The sequence below is a fragment of the Mucilaginibacter sp. P2_A4 genome, assembly GCF_056405015.1.
In genome coordinates this window covers 154,563-173,447 of the sequence record NZ_JBFUCX010000014.1, presented here as the reverse complement: position 1 = coordinate 173,447, position 18,885 = coordinate 154,563, and the positions used below count along the sequence as shown (strand labels likewise).

The window sequence follows — 18,885 nt, the reverse complement described above, 5'->3', positions numbered from 1 at the left end:
AAGGCGAAGGGTATTTCAAAAGGTAAAAGGCGAAAGGTGAAAGGTGGAGGGTAAAAGGGTATTGCAACGATACCGATAACCATCACGTTATTTTAGATGCCGAAGCCCCCAAATTATAGCTAAATTCTAAATTTTATCCAGAGAAGATTACATAGCCTGTCGAGTTTTTCTCCGGGTAAGGGTTGTTTGCCGGCCAGAAATAAATCGATTTCTGCTGCGGTGCCCACATGAGGTAAACTTCGCTGCGAACGGAAGCCGTGTTTCAACCTTTATTTTTCAATCTACATACATAACATACTGAATGTTATTAATTTAACTATGAATATCATCAACTTTTATTTATAATTTTAACTTTAGTTAGCGGGGCCGACGGATTTCTATTTCCCCCACATTCGTAAGCCCCGAACGTTATGTGCTATACTGCAAGCATTCTCTAAACGAACATTGTTTCTCAACACAAATGGAGACCAGAGACCATTTTAAAAACGGGGCGCTTCCGAAAAGCCATAAGAGTAGGGTAATTCAAACATAACAATCATGAAAAAGTATTTGATTAAAGGAACTTATAACTCCGATGGAGCAAAGGGGTTAATTCAAGAGGGCGGGTCTGGACGCAGAACTGCCATTGAAAAAATGCTGGAAGGAATGGGAGGTAAAGTGGAGTCATTTTATTTTGCCTTTGGGGAGGAAGATGTGTATGTTATTGCAGAACTCCCTGACGATATTTCTGCGGTGGCTGTTGGGTTAGCAGTTAATTGTTCAGGTCTTGTTAGGATTTCAACAACTGTATTACTTACAGCAGCCGATATTGACGCAGCATCTAAAAAATCTGTCAGTTACCGGGCTCCTGGTAAAAGCTAACAATAGTATTTTGCTCAATAAATTATATTCATTTCGTTACCAACGAAAGTACAGCACATAACAAAAGGTTTGGCAAAAGCGGGGCAAAACAATGTAGCAGGTAAAGGTATTTTCAGCGCCATTTCCGTTACATAAATTATCTTTTACCTTGCATTCTATGTTATAATTTCAAGAATGATTAAGCGAAAGAAGCCAAACCTTTTCCCTTTCGCCCTCCAAAAATCTATATCTTCAGCCTGATATTTATTTTATCAAGCAGCCCCGTTAACCAAACCATTGCAAATGCAAACACGATGCATTTAATAAGCCCCCCGGTGCCCTGGCTCAGGTATTCGGGATAGCCTATGTTGCTCATTTCATACATAGGGTAAAACAAAAACGGCACTATATAGCAGGTAAAAGTATTGGTGCCCGCGGGTTCAATAATCTTGAACCATTTATACTTATGCTTAAAATCAACCACATAAATAAATATGGCGTATACAATGAGGCTTATCCCGGTACATATCAGTACCCAGGAAGGGGTATCCCGCGCTTTGGAAATACCACCGCTAAAATAGCGTACAATAAAGCCCATATTGAACAGTATAATAGCCATGAGGAAAAGTGCCGTCCCCAACATCTTAAGCTCGTTATTGGCCTTAAGACGCATATATAGCACCGAAACAAACACCCCCGCCATGGTAAAGGCCTGCATGGCGCCATTGCCGGCTATCCATACGTATTTTTGCACCGGGGCCAAAAAGTTAAGAAACCCAAAATGAACATCCATGTTAAAAAACATGAAGAAGATCCATGCGGCAGCCTGAATCCATAAATGCCCGCCAGAATAGTAATAAATTAGTGCACACAAGAGGTAAGCCCAACCAATAAGCCCCAATATACCCCACCATGTAAAGTGCAGCCAGGTATGCCCGGGGTCGCTGGTTTTGTAGAGTACAGACATGGTTATCAGTAACACCACACCTACGCCCTGGAGCAGGTAACGCTTAAGATTGCTGGTTTCTTTACCGTAATCTAAAAAAATAAAAAAGAAGCTGAAAGTTACCAGGCTTTCCCATACAGGTTTGGGCAGTATGGTTGTATGTTCATTATAGGTTTCCATATTGGCATGAAAAAAACCTATAAATACCAGCGCAAATGAGCGGCTTGCTATACGGGATAGTATTTTATAATTGCCACTTTTTAACCTGTTTTGAAACGCGAAAGGAATGGATAAGCCTACAATAAATAAAAACGCAGGAAAAATTGTATCGGCAAGTCCCAACCCGTCGGCGTTTTCTGCAACATGTTTAAGCCATTGTGGTGTGCCCGGGATGCCGTCAAGGTCATTCACAAATATCATGAGCAACATGGTAACAGCACGAAGGGCATCAATAGATCGTATCCTGTCCGTGAAATTATTCATTATGGGAGTAAGTGCATTAACAAAGCAAATGTTTTAACTTAACGGCAATTAAATTGAAACATTATAGTTACCTGACCGTTTTTTAGTCTCTGTCGCGGCTTAGCTTGGTAAATACAAGTGGGTTTTCGTTCAGCTCCAGCGTTTCTTTGCGGTGTTTTACAATATGTATAGCCGTAAATAATGCCTCGCGAAAAGAGATCTCTGATGCCATATTTTTGCCTGCAATATCATACGCGGTTCCATGATCTGGTGACGTGCGTACAAAGTTTAATCCTGCAGTAAAGTTAACACCGGTTTCAAACGCAATTTGTTTAAAAGGTATCAGGCCCTGGTCATGATACATAGCCAGTACAGCATCAAACTGCAAATAAGTTCCGTTGGCAAAAAAACCATCGGCAGAGTATGGACCAAATGCCAGTATATCGTTATTACGGGCTTCTTCAATAGCCGGTATAATGGTATCCTTTTCTTCGTTACCAATAAGGCCATTATCGCTGGCATGCGGGTTTAGCCCCAGTACCGCAATCTTAGGTTTCCGAATCCAGAAATCATTTTGAAGGCTGTGGTTCATCAACTTAAGCTTAGCCACAATTTTATCGCCGGTAATGCTTTCAGATACCTTTGAGATAGGGATATGACCGGTAACCACACCAACACGCAAGGTATCGCTCACCAAAAACATCAATGATTCGGCAGCGCCATCGCGTTCCTGTAAATATTCTGTATGACCAGGAAAATTAAACTGATCGCTCTGGATATTATCTTTATTAATCGGCGCCGTAACCAGGGCATCAATATAGCCTTCTTTTAAATCATAAACTGCGCGCTCCAATGATTTAAAAGCATACTTGCCACCCGCTTCTGATACTACGCCGGGTTCAATCTTTACATCCTCTTCCCAGCAATTGATCATGTTGGGTTTTTTATGCTGAACCTGCGACGGATCATTTATAACATGAAAATTAAGTTCGCTCACACTTGTAGCGCGGCGGTGGAATGACGCCACTTTGGTATGGCCATAAACAATGGGTGTACAATAATCATAAATTTTACTATCGGCCAGGGTTTTTATAATAATCTCTAAACCTATACCATTCACATCACCTATACTGATACCTACTTTTATTTTATCGCTCATTTTCTTATTTATGATTTCACCGGTTATTGAGGAATTTCACCGATTGTATTTCGGGTGATTTCACTGATGATAACCGTGATTAATTTATATTGGTTTACCTAAAATTACGTTCAGGCTTATTTTATTCTTTTTTCCTTATTGTTTAATCCAAAAGCCCCCTTGATTCTTCACTCTTTCCAGGGCGTTCTCTGCGGGCGGGCTTTACGTTCATACTGCTCAAGGCCTTTATCCGCCAGCTGGCGGACGGTATCCACTTCAATCCCTAACGCAATTGTCTGAACCTGGATTTTTCACAAGTCCTTTATTTTTCACATTTGCCATTCATCAGATCAACAGATTTTCAGAGTTTTTGCCTTATCCAACCACTCACTATTCATCCATCTGCACTCACCTTTTCTTCCTGTCTTGATACTTGATACTAACTACTTAATACTCCTTCAAGCTACAAATAAAAGATTTGTTCCTGATTAAAGCACAAATATGACGTAATTTGCTCAAATATTTGATTAATAATGACGTTGGTAAGGGCAAAAAAACATTTAGGGCAACACTTTCTTACTGATAAAAACATAGCAGCTAAAATTGTTGACAGCCTTAAACCAGATGACAGGTACAAGCACGTGCTTGAAGTTGGTCCGGGTATGGGCATCCTGTCGGATTTTTTATTGCAGAAACCGGAGTATGAGGTATCGATGATTGATATCGACACAGAATCATTCCATTACCTGAAAAAGAGATACCCGCAATTGGGTGCGCGCCTTTTCAATGCCGATTTTCTGGAGATGGATTTTAAAACCATAGTTGATGGTCCGCTGGCTATTATTGGCAATTTCCCCTATAACATATCGTCGCAGATACTGTTTAAAGTGCTTGATAACCGCCAGCAGGTAATTGAGGTGGTTGGCATGTTCCAGAAAGAGGTAGCAGAACGCTGCGCATCCAAACCCGGCAGCAAAGAGTATGGTATCCTGAGCGTATTTTTGCAGGCATATTATAAAGTGGAATATTTATTTACCGTAAAGGCAGGCGTTTTTAATCCACCGCCAAAAGTGCTATCCGCCGTGATCCGCCTTACCCGCAACAGCGCCGAAGGACTGGGCTGCGATGAAAAGCTATTTTGGCTGATAGTTAAAGCCGGTTTTAACCAACGCCGCAAAACGCTGCGTAATGCCATATCATCCCTCATCAACAAAGAAAAAATGACTGAAAACCCTACGCTTGACCTAAGGGCCGAGCGTTTGAGTGTAGAAGATTTTGTGAAGCTGACCAATGAGGTAGCAGCTGCGCGGTAGGGCTGAGTGAAAAAAAGCGAAAGCATTAGTTAAAACCCGAAGCTATTACTGCTCATCCGTTGACTGAGTTGCTGTTGCAAAACTTAGCCAAAAAAAAGCGCTCTATGGCTACCTGATCCAGGGAAATTTGCTCACTAACAATCTCATTTTCTGTAATTTCTTGAATATTAAAATCTCAGTCGGTTGATTCACAAGATTCCAGGCTCCATAATTTATGCCGTTATTTTGCAATAGCCCCACATTGGGCACCGGCATGGAACTATAATTGAAGCTTCCTTTTGTAACATAAATATTGTTTATATCGTAAGTAACCAATAGATTTAGACCCTAAACCCTAATCATAAATATGGATTCAATTGTAGGCGCTCTTGTTGTTATTGTAATAACCTTAGTATTATTCTTAGTTCTTCGGGCCGTAATGTTATGGTACTGGAAGGTAGATATTATTGTAGGTAGGTTGGAATATATGGCAGATGCCTTAGACAAACTTACTGAAGATCGAAGAAAACAATATAGAATCGACTACTATACAGCAGTTGCTTTGAAAGATAATCAACAAGCATATAAGTGCCTCATGAATATAGTAATGGACGATTTGCTTAAAACACGAATGAAAAATGAGGAAAGAAAGAAGCTTTATGAAGACCTTAAAAGCCAACATTCTAGCACCTTTGAAAAATTAGGATATTCATTTCCGGAGTATGAGTTGCTGTTTTAATTAATATACCAATTATTGCAAAGTACATGGTTGACCTATGCATGCGTGAACGCGGCGTGGCACAATTATTTATATACTAACTAAACTACTTGTTGTAATTATTGCATAATTAAATCTCATGATTAGTAAGATTCTGAGATTTGATTATGCCCTTTTTGTACAATACCCCAACCGAAGCCGACGGCAATAAATGGCAAATTCATCACACTTGCTGTCAGGGAAATTCTAACGCCCTCATCAAATAAAAATGAATGCTTACCCAGAAATGGGAAATCAATCCAGCTTTCTCAATAGTAACAAGGATCACTGCATTTGGTAACGACTGTCATTTCAGCCTTTCCTGTGCCTATTTAAGTTTGTATTTAAATAGGTTATCTTTTATTTAAATCACAATATCATGAAAACTCAAATAACTTTTATTTTAGGATTAGCCTTCCTTTTAGGCAATACCTCATGTATTAAAGATTTTAAAGACTTCCATAAACCAACCACGGTAACAGTAAGTACGTTTGCCGGAAGCGGACTGGTGGGTTCATTAGATGGTGTAGGCACTTTGGCTTCATTTTACACGCCAACGGCTGTTACAGTAGATTTTGCCGGTAATTTATACGTGACCGATGAGTGGACCGGCTTGATCCGCAAGATAAGCCCAAAAGCTGTGGTAACAACCCTTGTCGGCAATGACAAGGTTGACATGGATGGCCGGGGTAATTTGTTCTGGTATCCGGCTGGCATAGCGCTGGATGCTTCAGGCACTGTCTATGTGGCCGACAGTCATAACAACAGAATCCGTAAGGTAAGCCGGGAGGGCCTGGTGACAACCTTTGCAGGCACCGGCGTTCAGGGATTTGCCGATGGCCCGGGCGCTACAGCTAAATTTTATAATCCAAGAGGAGTGGCCTTAGATGCCGCGGGTAATTTATACGTGGCAGATCTCACGAATAACCTGATCCGTAAGATTAACCCGGAAGGCGTAGTAACAACCTTTGCAGGTAGCGGCGCTACCGGTGCGGCGGATGGCAAAGGTACTACAGCCTCATTTAACTCGCCATATGATGTAGCAGTGGACATCATAGGTAACGTATATGTGGCAGATACCCATAATAACTTGATCCGTAAGATTAACCGGGGAGGGGTGGTAAGCACGCTTGCAGGAAGTGGCGCCAAGGGTGCAGCGGACGGCAAGGGTTCTGTAGCCTCATTTGATACTCCGATTGGTTTGGGCTTAGATGCCTCCGGTAATATATACGTGGCGGATCGTAACAATAATAAGATACGCAAGGTGACCCCGCAAGGTGTGGTAACTACGCTTGCAGGCAGCGGCGAGTTTGGGTCGGCTAACGGCCCTGGCGTTTCAGCTTCATTTACAATGCCAACTGACGTAGCCGCAGATATTTTCGGGCGTATATATGTGTTAAATGGTAACCAGATCAGGCTTATAGAGCTTAAGTAATAGAAAAGGAGATGCGTTCAACAGGAACCCTGGGGTCTATTTTATAGATGCTCACTAAAAATTGCGAACTGATTAATTCAACAGCAATCATAAGAATAGTTTTAGTGTGTCTTTTCACGGGGTAGCTACTGTATGTTTTGCTATATGCTCATAAATTATATTTTCCGTAGCCATTAGTACTGATGGTTAAAAGATGTTAAACCCAATCTAGTAAGCCAGGCTGCTTGTTATATTTGTAATATACTGATCACTAAACCAATCATTACAAATATGCGGTACTTGCTTATTATACCTTGTATATGTACCTGCCTTTGCTCATATGGGCAAAGGATAAATGGCATAGTAACCGATAAAATAACAGGGCAGCGCATCAGCGGGGCATGGATAACAACCACCAGCTCAACTGCAATTAGTGGCATGGAGGGTGGGTTTACCATAGGCCTTAGCCCACAAAAAGATACGCTTAAAGTGAAGATGCAGGGCTACAAATCATTTGCCTTACCTATTGACCCCTCAAAAATTAAAGATTTGATTATCCGGCTGGAGCAATCCACCATTCTGCTTAACCAGGTAAACATAACCGCCCGCCGCGATAGGGTGAAAGACTCCATCAGTAACCGTATCCAGTTTGCAAAGGATTTTAACAGCCATCCACCCAAATTTTCGGATATCATCAGGCCGGCAATGCCAGGTGGCCCATTAGCTTTTGCAGGTGTTACCATTAGCCCAAGCCAGCTAATTGGCGCGCTTACCTATAAACATAGCCGCGCTTATAAATTTAAACTAGTACTGCTAAAGGATGAACAGACAAAGTATATAGACAGCCGGTTCAGTGACGAAAGGGTAGCCCAACTCACCAACCTGCAGGCCGATTCGCTGTTCAACTTTATTAACCTATACCGCCCTACCATTGAACAGGTGAAAAAAATGAGCGACTATGATATTTTTAGTTACATCAAAAAGTGCCTGGTAAAATTCAGGAGGCCCCATTCGGATTCGATCCGTGAGGTAGAATTTTAAGTTTGCATATTCCATACAAAGTTTTTATGCAATTGGCCCGAACTTGCACAAAAGCGATAAAAATTTGACTATAAGTTATTTAAAAAATTTAATTATGGCCGAAAAGCAGTGCAATTTTTATGTAAAAACTGCACTACTACTTGACATGCGGTTTGAATTTTGTAATTTTGAATATGAACACTGAATCACTTGAGGATTTTTATCGCCAAAAATTTGATTGGCTGCCAGACAATCTGCAGCAAAACATAGGGCATTTTAATGTTTTCAGGATTGAAGATTGCATTGGCCCCAATGCCAAACCGGTTACTTATAGCCGCAGAAGTTTTTATAAGATCAGCCTGATGCATGGTGAAAACATTATTCATTACGCCGATAAAAGCATCACGCTTTCGGGTACTTCGCTCATGTTCTTTAGCCCCCATGTGCCTTATACATTTGAGCATATGAGTGATAACCGGTCGGGTTTCTTTTGCATATTCACCGAGTCGTTTTTTGCCGAAAGATTTAGGGGTGGTATAAGCGAATTGCCCATGTTTGGCCTGGGCGCAAAGCCGGTATATTCTTTAGATGAGGCGCAGAACGAATATGTAACGGGCTTATTTTTAAAGATGACAGAAGAGATTAACTCCGACTATGACTTTAAATATGACCTGATACGTAACTACGTTACCGAACTGTGCTATTATGCCCTTAAAACCCAGCCATCCGAAAATGTTTACAAACATGCCGATGCCAAATCAAGGATCACATCGGTTTTTACAGAATTACTGGAGCGGCAGTTCCCGATTGAAACCCCGTCGCAACGCTTTGCTCTACGATCTGCCAATGATTTTGCAACGCGTTTATCTGTCCATGTAAACCACCTTAACAGGGCCATCCGCGAAACTACCGGCAAAACCACAACTGATCATATTGCCGAACGCCTGCTAAGCGAAGCCAAATCATTACTAAGACATACCGATTGGAATATATCTGAGATTGGTTACTGCCTGGGGTTTGAAGAGCCTACCCATTTCAATAATTTTTTCAAAAAAAACACCCAGCTTACCCCCTCTTCATTCAGAAATGTTTGAATTTTGTAACCATTGGTTTGATTAGCGTAATGCTTTGCCTTTGTTGCCATGTTACCTTTGTTTTATCAAAACAAACAAAAACATGGACAACAACAAAGTATGGTTTATCACTGGTGCCTCCAAAGGATTTGGGCTCAGTTTAGTAAAACAATTACTGGATGCTGGTCAGCTTGTTGCCGCCACTTCCAGGAATCAGCAAGAGTTAACCGAAGCAGTTGGCTCAAACAGTACTAATTTTTTACCCCTACAGGTTAACCTTGTCAACGAGAGCAGTGTATCACTGGCCCTGCAGCATACCTATGAAACATTTGGCCGGATAGATGTAGTAATTAATAATGCCGGCTATGGCATTGGCGGCGCTATTGAAGAGGTTACTGATCAGGAAACCCGCCAGGCCTTTGATATAAATGTATTTGCCACTCTTAATGTAATCAGGTTTGTAATGCCTTACCTGCGCAAACAGCGTTTTGGCCATATCATCAATATCGCTTCAATTGCAGGCATTACCGGCGGCACTGGCTGGGCGGTTTATGCGGCAGCCAAGCATGCGGTTATCGGCCTGTCAGAAGTGTTGGCTGCGGATGTTAAAGCTTTGGGCATTAAAGTTACAGTGGTTGCTCCCGGCGCGTTCCGTACAAGCTTCCTTACCCCTGGCTCACTGGCTATTACCCAGAACCCTATTGCCGATTATGAAGATGTGAGGTTATCGCACTGTAAATACCTGAGCATGAATGGCGAGCAGGCCGGCGACCCGGAGAAGGCTGCAACTTCCATTATTAACATGGTTTATGAAGAAAACCCACCGCTATATTTATTATTAGGTGGCGATGCCTTTAACCGGGCTTTAACCAAGCTTGATGGGTTATACAAAGAGATTCACCAATGGGAAGACCTCACCTGTTCAACCGATTTTTAATGATAAACATCTATCTATCAAAACAAAAAAATGGAAAGCATTAAAGATAAAGTAATTGTAATTACCGGTGCCAGCAGCGGCATAGGCGCGGCAGCGGCCCGTAAATTAGTTACCCTTTGCGCCAAAGTAGTTTTGGCTGCCCGCCGGGAAGATCAGTTAAAAACTATGGTTGCAGAATTGGGCGATAACGCCATTTATGTAACAACAGATGTAAGTAAACGTACAGACCTGGATAACCTTATTCAGCAAGCCATTCAAAAGTTTGGCCATGTGGATGTATTATGGAACAATGCCGGCATCATGCCCCTCTCCTTTTTTGAAGAAGGATTGGTAGATGAATGGGACCGCATGATTGATATCAATATTAAAGGGGTGTTATATGGTATTAATGCCGTGTTGCCACACATGCTGCAAAGGGGACAAGGCCATATCCTGGCAACGTCATCAGTAGGTGGCATAAAAACATCGCCGGGTATTGGCGTTTATTCGGGAACCAAATTCGCAGTGAAGGCTATCATGGAAACCCTGCGCGAAGAAGTTGCCCAAACCATTAAAGTAACTACCATTTTCCCGGGAGCCACACAATCAGAGTTAGGGCATGACATTACCAGCCCTAAAATCAAGGCCTTGTATGGGAATTTAAAAAACATGCTCAAAATGGACGAGGAAGCCATTGCCGACGCGGTAATATACGCGATAAGCCAGCCCGGCAATGTCACCATAAACGATGTAGTGCTAAGGCCGCTTGGCCAAACACGATAATCAACAACAACAATCAATCACAACATTAATCAATGAAATCACCATCAAAACCGGTGAAATCATCTAAAAAATATATAAAATGGAAAATCAAAAAGTATGGTTTGTAACCGGGGCTTCAAAAGGATTGGGGCTTAGCCTGGTAAAAAGGTTATTAAATGGAGGCTATAAAGTAGCTGCCACATCAAGAAACATAAGCGACCTGGAAAACGCGGTTGGTGTTAACAATGATCAGTTTTTACCGCTGGCGGTTAACATCACTAACGAGGCAAGTGTACAGGAAGCTATCGAAAAAACCATCAGTACCTTTGGTAAAATTGATGTAGTAGTAAACAATGCCGGTTACGGTTTGCTGGGCGGCCTTGAAGAACTAACCGATGCAGAAGCCCGCGATAATTTTGAAGTGAACGTTTTTGGCTCATTAAATGTTATCCGCAAATCGCTGCCTTACCTGCGCGAACAAAAATCCGGTCATTTTTTAAACATCTCCTCAATAGGTGGTTTTACAGGTAATTTCCCGGGCGGCGGCATCTACAGCTCTACAAAGTTTGCCGTTAACGGTTTTTCTGAAGCACTTGCGGCCGAAGTTGAGCCTTTTGGCATCAAAGTAACAATTGTACAGCCGGGCTATTTCCGCACCAGTTTCCTATCGCCGGGATCATTGGTAGTACCTAAGCATCAAATAGATGCCTACCAGGCTGTGCGCAACACCGTAAACTTACACCAGGGCAGTTTAGATCAACAACAGGCCGGAGACCCGGAAAAAGCCGCAGAAGCTATGATAAAAATTGTAGCCGACCCTAACCCACCGCTCAATTTATTTTTAGGTGCCGATGCCTACCAGCTGGCCAACCAAAAAATAGCAGCGGTACAAAAAGACCTTGAAACATGGAAAGAACTAACAACATCAACTGGTTTTTAACAATGAAAAACAATGAGCATATAGGCGTTTGGGTAACCAAAGACGGTTATATACGCCATGAGTTTTTACCAAACGGCCGCTACAACGAGGCCCGCGGAAATAAAAAAAGCGCCTACACCGGCTATTATAACATTTTGGGTAAACATGTTGAATACCTGGATGACTCTGGTTTTACTGCCGATGGCGACTTTAAAGACGGTGTTTTTTATCACGCCGGCATGGTATTATATAAAGAGAGCGCCTGAATTGCAAAATTGTCAATAATTCATAATCGCCATAAAAAGCTTGCTTATTAAAGCAGGCTTTTTTTATCTTTATAAAAATCAAACCCCTGAAAAATATGAGTTTTAAAGACCAGCTCAGTTCAATATTTGTAGAGGAAAACCTAATCCCGCCAGAATTCCGGATAACAGAAGTACACCAGCGCGAATACTTAAGCAATGGCGAAATGAAGCCATGGCACGGTGAAGTAAGCGAAGTTTACTCGCCCGTTGGCTTTTTAAATGGCGATGGCTTTACCCGAAAACTAATAGGTACCTACCCCGTTTGTACAGAAAAAGAAGCCTTTGAATCATTAGATGCCGCTTTGGCCGCCTATGATAACGGCCGTGGCGAATGGCCCACTATGAGTATTGCCGACCGCATTAAATGCATGGAGCAATTTATTTATAAAATGAGCGAGCAACGCGCCCTGGTTGTCAATTTGCTGATGTGGGAAATAGGCAAATCATACGGCGACTCGGCAAAGGAGTTTGATCGTACCATCGAGTATATTAATGCTACTATAGATGCATTGAAGGATATCGACCGCCATTCCTCCCGCTTTGAAATGGCCGAGGGGCTTGTCGCCCAGATCCGCCGCTCGCCGTTGGGCGTGGTGCTGTGTATGGGACCGTTCAACTATCCACTTAATGAAACTTTTACCACCCTGATCCCCGCTTTGATCATGGGCAATACCATATTATTTAAACCACCCAAGCATGGTACGTTATTACACTACCCATTGCTTAAAGCTTTCCAGGAATCATTCCCCAAGGGAGTGGTGAACACCATTTATGGTCGTGGAGCGGTTGTTACACCGGGGTTAATGGCATCTGGCAAGGTTAACGTACTGGCCTTTATTGGCTCAAGCAAAGTGGCCAATGATTTGAAAAAACGCCATCCAAAAATTAACCGTTTACGTGCTGTTTTGAGCCTTGATGCCAAAAACGCAGCTATTGTTACCAAACATGCCGACTTGCAGCAAGCTGTTAACGAATGTATTTTGGGCGCGCTATCATTCAACGGGCAACGCTGTACTGCCATTAAAATGATATTTGTACAAAAGGAAGTTGCCGATGAGTTTTTAAAACTCTTGAGCGAAGGCGTTGCCAAACTAAAATTTGGTTTACCCTGGGATAAAGATGTAAAACTTACTCCCCTGCCCGAGCCGCATAAACCTGCTTTCCTGACCGATATTGTTGAAGATGCCATAGCCCATGGCGCACGCATCATTAATGAAAATGGCGGCGAAACTGTGGCCTCATTCTTTTACCCGGCCATTATGTATCCGGTTAACGAAAAAATGAAACTCTATCGCGAAGAGCAGTTTGGTCCGGTTATCCCGGTAGTTCCGTTTGAATCGATCGAGGAGCCAATTGATTACCAGATAGATTCGCCGCATGGTATGCAGGTGAGTATTTTTAGCAACGATGCTAAAGAGATTGCATCACTGATAGATCCGTTTGTGAACCTGGTAAGCCGTGTTAATATCAACAGCCAGTGCCAGCGCGGACCAGATGTGTTCCCTTTTACCGGGCGTAAGGATAGTGCCGAAGGTACCTTGTCTGTACATGATGCCTTAAGATCATTCTCTATCCGATCACTGGTTACCACAAAAATGACCGAGACCAATAAACAGATCCTCAACCAAATTGTGAACGGCAACGAATCCAATTTCCTGAGTACCAAGTTTATATTGTAGGTAATAATTTCATTAAACGGCAATCGCGAACTTTACAGGGTAAACCTGCATAGTTCGCGATTGTCGTTTATAAGAGGCTGTCTAAAAATAAAAACAGGTCGTCATTGCTGTAAGGCGTAAAATCCGGAGGACACTAAAAGTCAAATGACGTTTGAAAATTTGTCATCCCGGAACGCAGTGAAGGATCTATTAGCAGACTTTACAGGGCGAAGAAGCATGGCGTATAACAGATCCTTCACTCCGTTCAGGATGACAAAAAGTTTTTTTGAAGACACGCCATTGCGAGTGGTAAAATTCGGTGGCCTCTGAAGGGGAAATGACGTAACAAAACTGGCTGTCATCCTGAGCCTGTCGAAGGATAGCGGGCAAAGGCCTCTCCGCGCGAGTCTTCGACAGGCTCAGACTGACAGGCCGACACGCCTCAAAATTCAATACGTCATGGGTAGGAACGAAGCAATCTCTACACTGGCAGGTCGGACTTGCATAGTCGCTCTGTACAGCAAAGAGATTGCTTCGTGCCTCGCAATGACGCGGGGTATGAGCTTCATTACCAGCCTAAAAACATTTAATAAATCTTTTTTTAGACAGCCTCTAAGAAGTGGGAAATTGAGATTGACTAATCAATTTTTCGGTTTACTCAATAAATTCACAAACAAGCGGTAAGCTCCAGGTACACCTGCAGGCAATTCTCTAAAGAACGCCAAAGAGGTGTATACAAACCTGCCTTTACCATAGTCGCCAACTATTAATGAACCATTCAGGGGCGATTCGCCTTTATCGTTCATCTGGAAAATGGTTTGGTATTTAGGGTCTATGTCGGTTACAAAATATAGTCCGCGTTCCTGGATCCAATCTTTAAAATCATCCTGTGTTATTTTATTAGGATAATTGAGTACCGGGTTTTGCTGATCTAAAACAGTAACTACAGCATCCTCATCGGTAACCCTGCGGTTTACAACGGTAAATGGGTACGGACCGATTTGCTTTGTAACTAAGCCAGAATTGTTATTATACTGAACAACCAGATTACCGCCGTTTTTAACATACTCCATCAATTTGGGTTGTTCAAAAGCCAGGCGTTCATTCACGTTATAGGCACGCACACCGGTAATGATAGCATCATACACTGATAGATCGCTGTTCATGAGTTCGTTTTCTGATAGTATATGCACATCATAACCTACCTGGTGTAAAGCTTCGGGCATTTGATCGCCGGCGCCGGCAATGTAGCCTAATTTTTTTCCGGCAGTTTTCAGGTCGAGGCTCACCAGCTTGGCTTCGGCCGGCGGGAATAAGGTGATAGTTGGCACGTGCTCGTATTTTATCTCCTTTATTTCATACTCATATAAACGCGAATCAACATCAACAGCTACTCCTGTTACTGCAAGTCCGTTTTGCGCCTCGCGGGTTGGTGTTATGGTGAATTGCTCCGTCCATTCCTCACCTTTATTTTTATCCTTAAAATTAATGATGGCCGGATTAGCCTTCCATCCTTTAGGTAATTTTAACTGGATGCTTCCTGTATGTACATTTTTAAAGCTCTTGAGCTTTACCTGCAGGCTTTGAGATGATGGTCCGTAGGATATAAATATATGGTTTGTCATATTAACCGTAACCGGCGGAGTAATAACCAGCGGCTGATAAACCTCGCCCCTAACGGGATCAACATATTTGTATAATAAACGGCGCTCAAAATTTACCGGCTTACCCTCAATAATAAACTGAAAGTTCACCTTTGTAAGATCTGGATTTTCCGGATTACCGGCCAGTGTATCTGGAATGTTGTATGTACCTGTTTTATGCGGAGTTTCTAACCAGTATGGCTGGGTAATTTTATCGGCTATAGTTGATCCGCTAAATACTTGCAGCTGATTAGCCGGTACTTCTTTGGAATTTAAATTTAAAGTATTGTATCCTGCACCTATCGTATTAATCTTCACCTTATCGTTATACCTGTTCACCACTTGCGCAGTAAAGTTAACGGTATCGTGAATAGCAACCGTAGGAGCGCTGGCGTAAGCCTCAAACCATAAACCCGCACAGGCGGCTATCAAATTGCTCAGCTCTTTTGTTTTTTGCGCTCTCCAGTAAACGTCAGATACCTTTTCAACCCTGCTCAGTAAAGCTACCAATGCAGGTACCGATTTTTCTGGAGCTTCGGCATCAAAATTCCTCCTGATCACCTTGATAGATTCGCCAATGCTCTCTCCATCCTTAACACGTTTCCAGGACGTTTCTACGCCATCCATCAGGTCGGTTTGTGGGGCGTCGCCTAAAATAGTCTTGAAAAACTCAAATGATTCTCCACGCTGTTTAGCCGAGCCAAATCCCTGCGTTTTGTGGTTGCTGCGGCTTTCGGCAGCTATTTCGCCATAACTTTTGCCAATGGTTGGGTTATATACGCCAACATCAATCTTAAACTGATCAGGCGCGGTAGTATTGGTGTTGCCAAAGTTGAAAGTATTCCACAAAAGGCGTTTAACCTGCCATGGCTTTACATATTTTAACTGCTCGGGATAACGGCTTGGATCGGCAGCGGCTGCAAAAGCTTCTTTGGCTAATATAGCCGAAGAGGTATGGTGACCATGTCCGCCCTCTCCTGTTGTTGGAAACCGGCAAATGATCACATCCGGACGAAACTTGCGGATCACCCAAACCACATCACCCAAAACCTTTTCCTTATCCCATATCTTCAAGGTTTCTTCGGGGCCTTTTGAAAAACCAAAATCGTTGGCACGGGTAAAAAACTGCTCAGCGCCATCAACCTTGCGGGCTGCCAAAAGCTCCTGCGTGCGTATTAGCCCTAAAAGCTCACTTTGCTCATTACCTATTAAATTTTGCCCGCCATCGCCACGGGTAATAGAAAGATAACCTGTACGGTAATGTTTTTCCTGTGCCAGGTAGGCCAGCAATCGGGTATTTTCATCATCTGGATGGGCCGCCAGGTATAATACGCTGCCCAACGTATTAAGCTTTTTAAAATTTTGTTGAATGGTACCCATATCCGTAGGCGGCGAGGTTTGGGCAATTACACAGTTATATAAAAATAATAAGGCAATAACGAGGTTGGTACGCTTCATGGAAACAAATATATTGAAAGATACCTATTTACAATTTGATGTATCAAGAATATAACAGAGACATGATGCAAAGCATGGTTTCAGCATAAACCTGAATTGTCAATAATATAACCGTTTAAACACATAATTGCCAATTTCAAAAAAATTAAAGCAGATAAAAACAATTTTGTCATTCAATAGTAATCATTAATCAAACGATTAACTTTTGGTGTTCGAAGTCTTTGATTAATCAATCGTTTGATTAATTTTGTGCCGTTAAAACAATGGACAAAGATAAAATAGACAAAAAAGACCACATTCTCGACGTAGCAGAACGCGTGTTTGCTGACTTCGGTTTTGATGGTGCCTCCACCCGTACAATTTCTGGTGAGGCCGGTGTTAATATGGCTATGCTCAATTATTATTTCGGTTCAAAGGAAGGACTCTTCCTGGCAATTTTTGAGCGTAAGATCTCGTCGTTCCGTACACTGCTTCAAAACATCGGAAATGACGACAGCATGACTGCATGGTGCAAGCTTGATAAATGCATCGATAATTATGTGGAGCGTATCATCGTAAATAACTGCTTTCAGAAACTGATTAACAGGGAAATATCGATGAACAAGCGCTGGGACCTTACCGATAAGATCACCGAAATACTGATGGTGAACATTGTTGAGATCAGGAAAATCATTGAAGAAGGCCTCAACAACGGTAGTTTCTACAAAGACATTGATGTTCCCATGGTGATAGCTACCATCTTCGGTACCAAAAATTATATAATTAATACGCCGCAGCTATCCTCCTTAATAATAGGCCATGATATTCGTGATGAAAAATTTATGGAAGAAGAACTGAAGCCCAGGATTAAAACATACATGAAAAGACTTTTAAAAGCTTATTTAGTTAATGAAAATGACAACTCAAAATAATAAAACCGACCACCTTAAACTGTTGAAAAACACAGCCCGCGTGTTTTTGAGGTATGGTACTGCCCTTGCAGTATCTGGTTTGCTATTCGCAGGAACAGCAACGGCCCAGGACCGCACAATCACTTTAGATGAGGCCATTAAGCTGGGCCTTGATAACAGTAAAGTGCTGAAGCTTTCGCAATCAAAAATTGACCAGGCTGTATCACAATACAAACAGGCAAAAGATGAGGCGCTGCCAACTGGTAAAGTAAGCTACGGATACAACCATGCCGAAATACCAGCCAACAAATTATCGCTTGGAGAAAGCAGTTTTAATTTACCTAACCGGGCCGATGCCTATTTAGGCATACTATCATTAAGCCAGGTGATTTATGCAGGCGGTAAATACAAATACGCGCAGCAATCAACTGAATTGCTTACACAGGTTGCCCGTTTGGATGTAACCAATGATAAGGACCAGATCACTTATGACATTATCTCTTCTTATTATAACCTGTATAAGGTTTTACAAAGCAAAAAGGTAGTAGTACAAAATTTATCAACTATTGATGCACAGATCAAACAATCGCAAAGGTTTTTTGAACAAGGTTTGGTTACCAAGAATGATGTATTGCGTTTTCAACTGCAACGCTCAAATGTTGAGCTGAACGGCATCGACCTTGAAACTAACCGCAGGATCATTAACTATAACCTGAATGTGTTGCTGGGCTTACCAGAAGGTACGCAACTAAACATTAACCAGATAGTTGAAGCAGACAGGCCGGTAGCCTCATTGAGCAATTATTTAGATACCGCTTACGCAAGCCGTGCAGAATTGCAACAAGCTGATTTGCGCACCAAGGTTGCCGAAACCAGCATCAAAAACATAAAAGCCAATACTTTGCCCACTTTAGCGGCATCCGGAAGCGCTTATTATGTTGATTTAAATGCCAATCCACTTCCTAAAAGCGGTCAGTACATTACTCCACTAACGGTAGGTTTAACCCTGTCATGGAATTTTGGCAACATATGGACCAATAAAAACAAAGTTACCGGAGCCCGCATTGAGCGCGAGCAGGTAGTTATCAATAAAAGCATCACTGTTGACCGTATTAAGGACGAAGTGAACCAAAACTACCAGAACTGGACCATGGCTTTGGAAAAGATTAAGCTTTTACAAACATCTATTGAGCAGGCAGGCGAGAACAACAAGATCCTCGAATCAAAATATAAAAGCAACATAGCTTCAGCCACAGACAGGGCCGATGCAGAAACATTGCTTTACCAGGCACAGATAAACCTGGAGCTGGCTAAGGCCGACGCCGGTCTTGCTTACTATACTTTATTAAAATCAACAGGAAGAATCAACAACAAATAATACTAAACCACATA

General features: G+C 42.2%; 16 protein-coding genes. 13 read left to right on the top strand and 3 right to left on the bottom strand.

Features of this window, described 5'->3' with window-relative positions; all coding sequences use genetic code 11:
- Positions 1 to 537 precede the first annotated feature (537 nt).
- Positions 538 to 861: a GYD domain-containing protein gene (locus tag AC1DYB_RS23540; protein WP_477438483.1), complete on the top strand. Its 324-nt coding sequence runs from the start codon at positions 538 to 540 to the stop codon at positions 859 to 861.
- A 223-nt stretch (positions 862 to 1,084) separates the two neighbouring features.
- Here the strand turns inward: AC1DYB_RS23540 and AC1DYB_RS23535 are convergent, their stop codons facing one another.
- Both AC1DYB_RS23535 and pdxA read right to left on the bottom strand, forming a co-directional pair.
- On the bottom strand, positions 1,085 to 2,269 hold the full coding sequence (locus tag AC1DYB_RS23535; RefSeq protein WP_477394576.1) for a heparan-alpha-glucosaminide N-acetyltransferase domain-containing protein: 1,185 nt from the start codon (positions 2,267 to 2,269) through the stop codon (positions 1,085 to 1,087).
- 82 nt (positions 2,270 to 2,351) lie between these two features.
- Positions 2,352 to 3,407, bottom strand: a complete 1,056-nt coding sequence (pdxA, locus tag AC1DYB_RS23530; protein WP_295716431.1) for a 4-hydroxythreonine-4-phosphate dehydrogenase PdxA — start codon at positions 3,405 to 3,407, stop codon at positions 2,352 to 2,354.
- 512 nt (positions 3,408 to 3,919) lie between these two features.
- On the opposite strand from pdxA, the gene rsmA reads away from it, so the two are divergent.
- The 10 genes from rsmA to AC1DYB_RS23480 all read left to right on the top strand — a co-directional run bounded on the left by rsmA (position 3,920) and on the right by AC1DYB_RS23480 (position 13,523).
- Positions 3,920 to 4,699 carry a 16S rRNA (adenine(1518)-N(6)/adenine(1519)-N(6))-dimethyltransferase RsmA gene (gene rsmA, locus AC1DYB_RS23525; protein ID WP_477394572.1) on the top strand — a complete coding sequence of 260 codons (780 nt, stop codon included), beginning with the start codon at positions 3,920 to 3,922 and terminating at the stop codon, positions 4,697 to 4,699.
- Positions 4,700 to 5,045: 346 nt separating this feature from the next.
- Positions 5,046 to 5,417, top strand: a complete 372-nt coding sequence (locus AC1DYB_RS23520; protein ID WP_477438481.1) for a hypothetical protein — start codon at positions 5,046 to 5,048, stop codon at positions 5,415 to 5,417.
- Positions 5,418 to 5,814: 397 nt separating this feature from the next.
- Complete coding sequence (locus AC1DYB_RS23515; RefSeq protein ID WP_477438479.1) at positions 5,815 to 6,870, top strand: NHL repeat-containing protein; 1,056 nt, start codon at positions 5,815 to 5,817, stop codon at positions 6,868 to 6,870.
- 270 nt (positions 6,871 to 7,140) lie between these two features.
- Positions 7,141 to 7,890, top strand: a complete 750-nt coding sequence (locus AC1DYB_RS23510; protein ID WP_477438477.1) for a carboxypeptidase-like regulatory domain-containing protein — start codon at positions 7,141 to 7,143, stop codon at positions 7,888 to 7,890.
- A gap of 173 nt (positions 7,891 to 8,063) precedes the next feature.
- Positions 8,064 to 8,963 (top strand): helix-turn-helix domain-containing protein, encoded by a 900-nt coding sequence (locus tag AC1DYB_RS23505; RefSeq protein WP_477438475.1) that lies wholly within the window; start codon positions 8,064 to 8,066, stop codon positions 8,961 to 8,963.
- An 82-nt stretch (positions 8,964 to 9,045) separates the two neighbouring features.
- A complete protein-coding gene (locus AC1DYB_RS23500) occupies positions 9,046 to 9,879 on the top strand; it encodes an SDR family NAD(P)-dependent oxidoreductase (RefSeq protein WP_295716437.1) in 834 nt (277 codons plus the stop codon).
- Between the two features lie 30 nt (positions 9,880 to 9,909).
- Positions 9,910 to 10,641, top strand: coding sequence for an SDR family oxidoreductase (locus AC1DYB_RS23495; RefSeq protein ID WP_477438473.1), 732 nt, complete (start codon positions 9,910 to 9,912; stop codon positions 10,639 to 10,641).
- Between the two features lie 79 nt (positions 10,642 to 10,720).
- On the top strand, positions 10,721 to 11,560 hold the full coding sequence (locus AC1DYB_RS23490) for an oxidoreductase (protein WP_477438471.1): 840 nt from the start codon (positions 10,721 to 10,723) through the stop codon (positions 11,558 to 11,560).
- Positions 11,527 to 11,805, top strand: coding sequence for an Atu4866 domain-containing protein (locus AC1DYB_RS23485; RefSeq protein WP_295716441.1), 279 nt, complete (start codon positions 11,527 to 11,529; stop codon positions 11,803 to 11,805). Before AC1DYB_RS23490 ends, AC1DYB_RS23485 begins: the two co-directional genes overlap by 34 nt.
- A gap of 95 nt (positions 11,806 to 11,900) precedes the next feature.
- Positions 11,901 to 13,523 carry an NADP-dependent glyceraldehyde-3-phosphate dehydrogenase gene (locus tag AC1DYB_RS23480; RefSeq protein WP_477438469.1) on the top strand — a complete coding sequence of 541 codons (1,623 nt, stop codon included), beginning with the start codon at positions 11,901 to 11,903 and terminating at the stop codon, positions 13,521 to 13,523.
- 620 nt (positions 13,524 to 14,143) lie between these two features.
- On the opposite strand, the gene AC1DYB_RS23475 is transcribed toward AC1DYB_RS23480, so the two are convergent.
- Entirely contained in the window at positions 14,144 to 16,603 is a 2,460-nt protein-coding gene (locus tag AC1DYB_RS23475) for a PIG-L family deacetylase (protein ID WP_477438467.1), read from the bottom strand.
- A 263-nt stretch (positions 16,604 to 16,866) separates the two neighbouring features.
- On the opposite strand from AC1DYB_RS23475, the gene AC1DYB_RS23470 reads away from it, so the two are divergent.
- Together AC1DYB_RS23470 and AC1DYB_RS23465 are read left to right on the top strand one after the other, a co-directional pair.
- Positions 16,867 to 17,514: a TetR/AcrR family transcriptional regulator gene (locus AC1DYB_RS23470; RefSeq protein ID WP_295716446.1), complete on the top strand. Its 648-nt coding sequence runs from the start codon at positions 16,867 to 16,869 to the stop codon at positions 17,512 to 17,514.
- Positions 17,492 to 18,871 carry a TolC family protein gene (locus AC1DYB_RS23465; protein ID WP_477438465.1) on the top strand — a complete coding sequence of 460 codons (1,380 nt, stop codon included), beginning with the start codon at positions 17,492 to 17,494 and terminating at the stop codon, positions 18,869 to 18,871. Before AC1DYB_RS23470 ends, AC1DYB_RS23465 begins: the two co-directional genes overlap by 23 nt.
- The last annotated feature ends 14 nt before the right edge of the window (positions 18,872 to 18,885 follow it).

What these genes read in the sequence shown, in the direction of transcription:
- AC1DYB_RS23540 (WP_477438483.1), top strand. Translation starts at nt 538, where the DNA reads ATGAAAAAGTATTTGATTAAAGGAACTTATAACTCCGATGGAGCAAAG.
- AC1DYB_RS23535 (WP_477394576.1), bottom strand. Translation starts at nt 2,269, where the DNA reads ATGAATAATTTCACGGACAGGATACGATCTATTGATGCCCTTCGTGCT.
- pdxA (WP_295716431.1), bottom strand. Translation starts at nt 3,407, where the DNA reads ATGAGCGATAAAATAAAAGTAGGTATCAGTATAGGTGATGTGAATGGT.
- rsmA (WP_477394572.1), top strand. Translation starts at nt 3,920, where the DNA reads ATGACGTTGGTAAGGGCAAAAAAACATTTAGGGCAACACTTTCTTACT.
- AC1DYB_RS23520 (WP_477438481.1), top strand. Translation starts at nt 5,046, where the DNA reads ATGGATTCAATTGTAGGCGCTCTTGTTGTTATTGTAATAACCTTAGTA.
- AC1DYB_RS23515 (WP_477438479.1), top strand. Translation starts at nt 5,815, where the DNA reads ATGAAAACTCAAATAACTTTTATTTTAGGATTAGCCTTCCTTTTAGGC.
- AC1DYB_RS23510 (WP_477438477.1), top strand. Translation starts at nt 7,141, where the DNA reads ATGCGGTACTTGCTTATTATACCTTGTATATGTACCTGCCTTTGCTCA.
- AC1DYB_RS23505 (WP_477438475.1), top strand. Translation starts at nt 8,064, where the DNA reads ATGAACACTGAATCACTTGAGGATTTTTATCGCCAAAAATTTGATTGG.
- AC1DYB_RS23500 (WP_295716437.1), top strand. Translation starts at nt 9,046, where the DNA reads ATGGACAACAACAAAGTATGGTTTATCACTGGTGCCTCCAAAGGATTT.
- AC1DYB_RS23495 (WP_477438473.1), top strand. Translation starts at nt 9,910, where the DNA reads ATGGAAAGCATTAAAGATAAAGTAATTGTAATTACCGGTGCCAGCAGC.
- AC1DYB_RS23490 (WP_477438471.1), top strand. Translation starts at nt 10,721, where the DNA reads ATGGAAAATCAAAAAGTATGGTTTGTAACCGGGGCTTCAAAAGGATTG.
- AC1DYB_RS23485 (WP_295716441.1), top strand. Translation starts at nt 11,527, where the DNA reads ATGGAAAGAACTAACAACATCAACTGGTTTTTAACAATGAAAAACAAT.
- AC1DYB_RS23480 (WP_477438469.1), top strand. Translation starts at nt 11,901, where the DNA reads ATGAGTTTTAAAGACCAGCTCAGTTCAATATTTGTAGAGGAAAACCTA.
- AC1DYB_RS23475 (WP_477438467.1), bottom strand. Translation starts at nt 16,603, where the DNA reads ATGAAGCGTACCAACCTCGTTATTGCCTTATTATTTTTATATAACTGT.
- AC1DYB_RS23470 (WP_295716446.1), top strand. Translation starts at nt 16,867, where the DNA reads ATGGACAAAGATAAAATAGACAAAAAAGACCACATTCTCGACGTAGCA.
- AC1DYB_RS23465 (WP_477438465.1), top strand. Translation starts at nt 17,492, where the DNA reads ATGAAAATGACAACTCAAAATAATAAAACCGACCACCTTAAACTGTTG.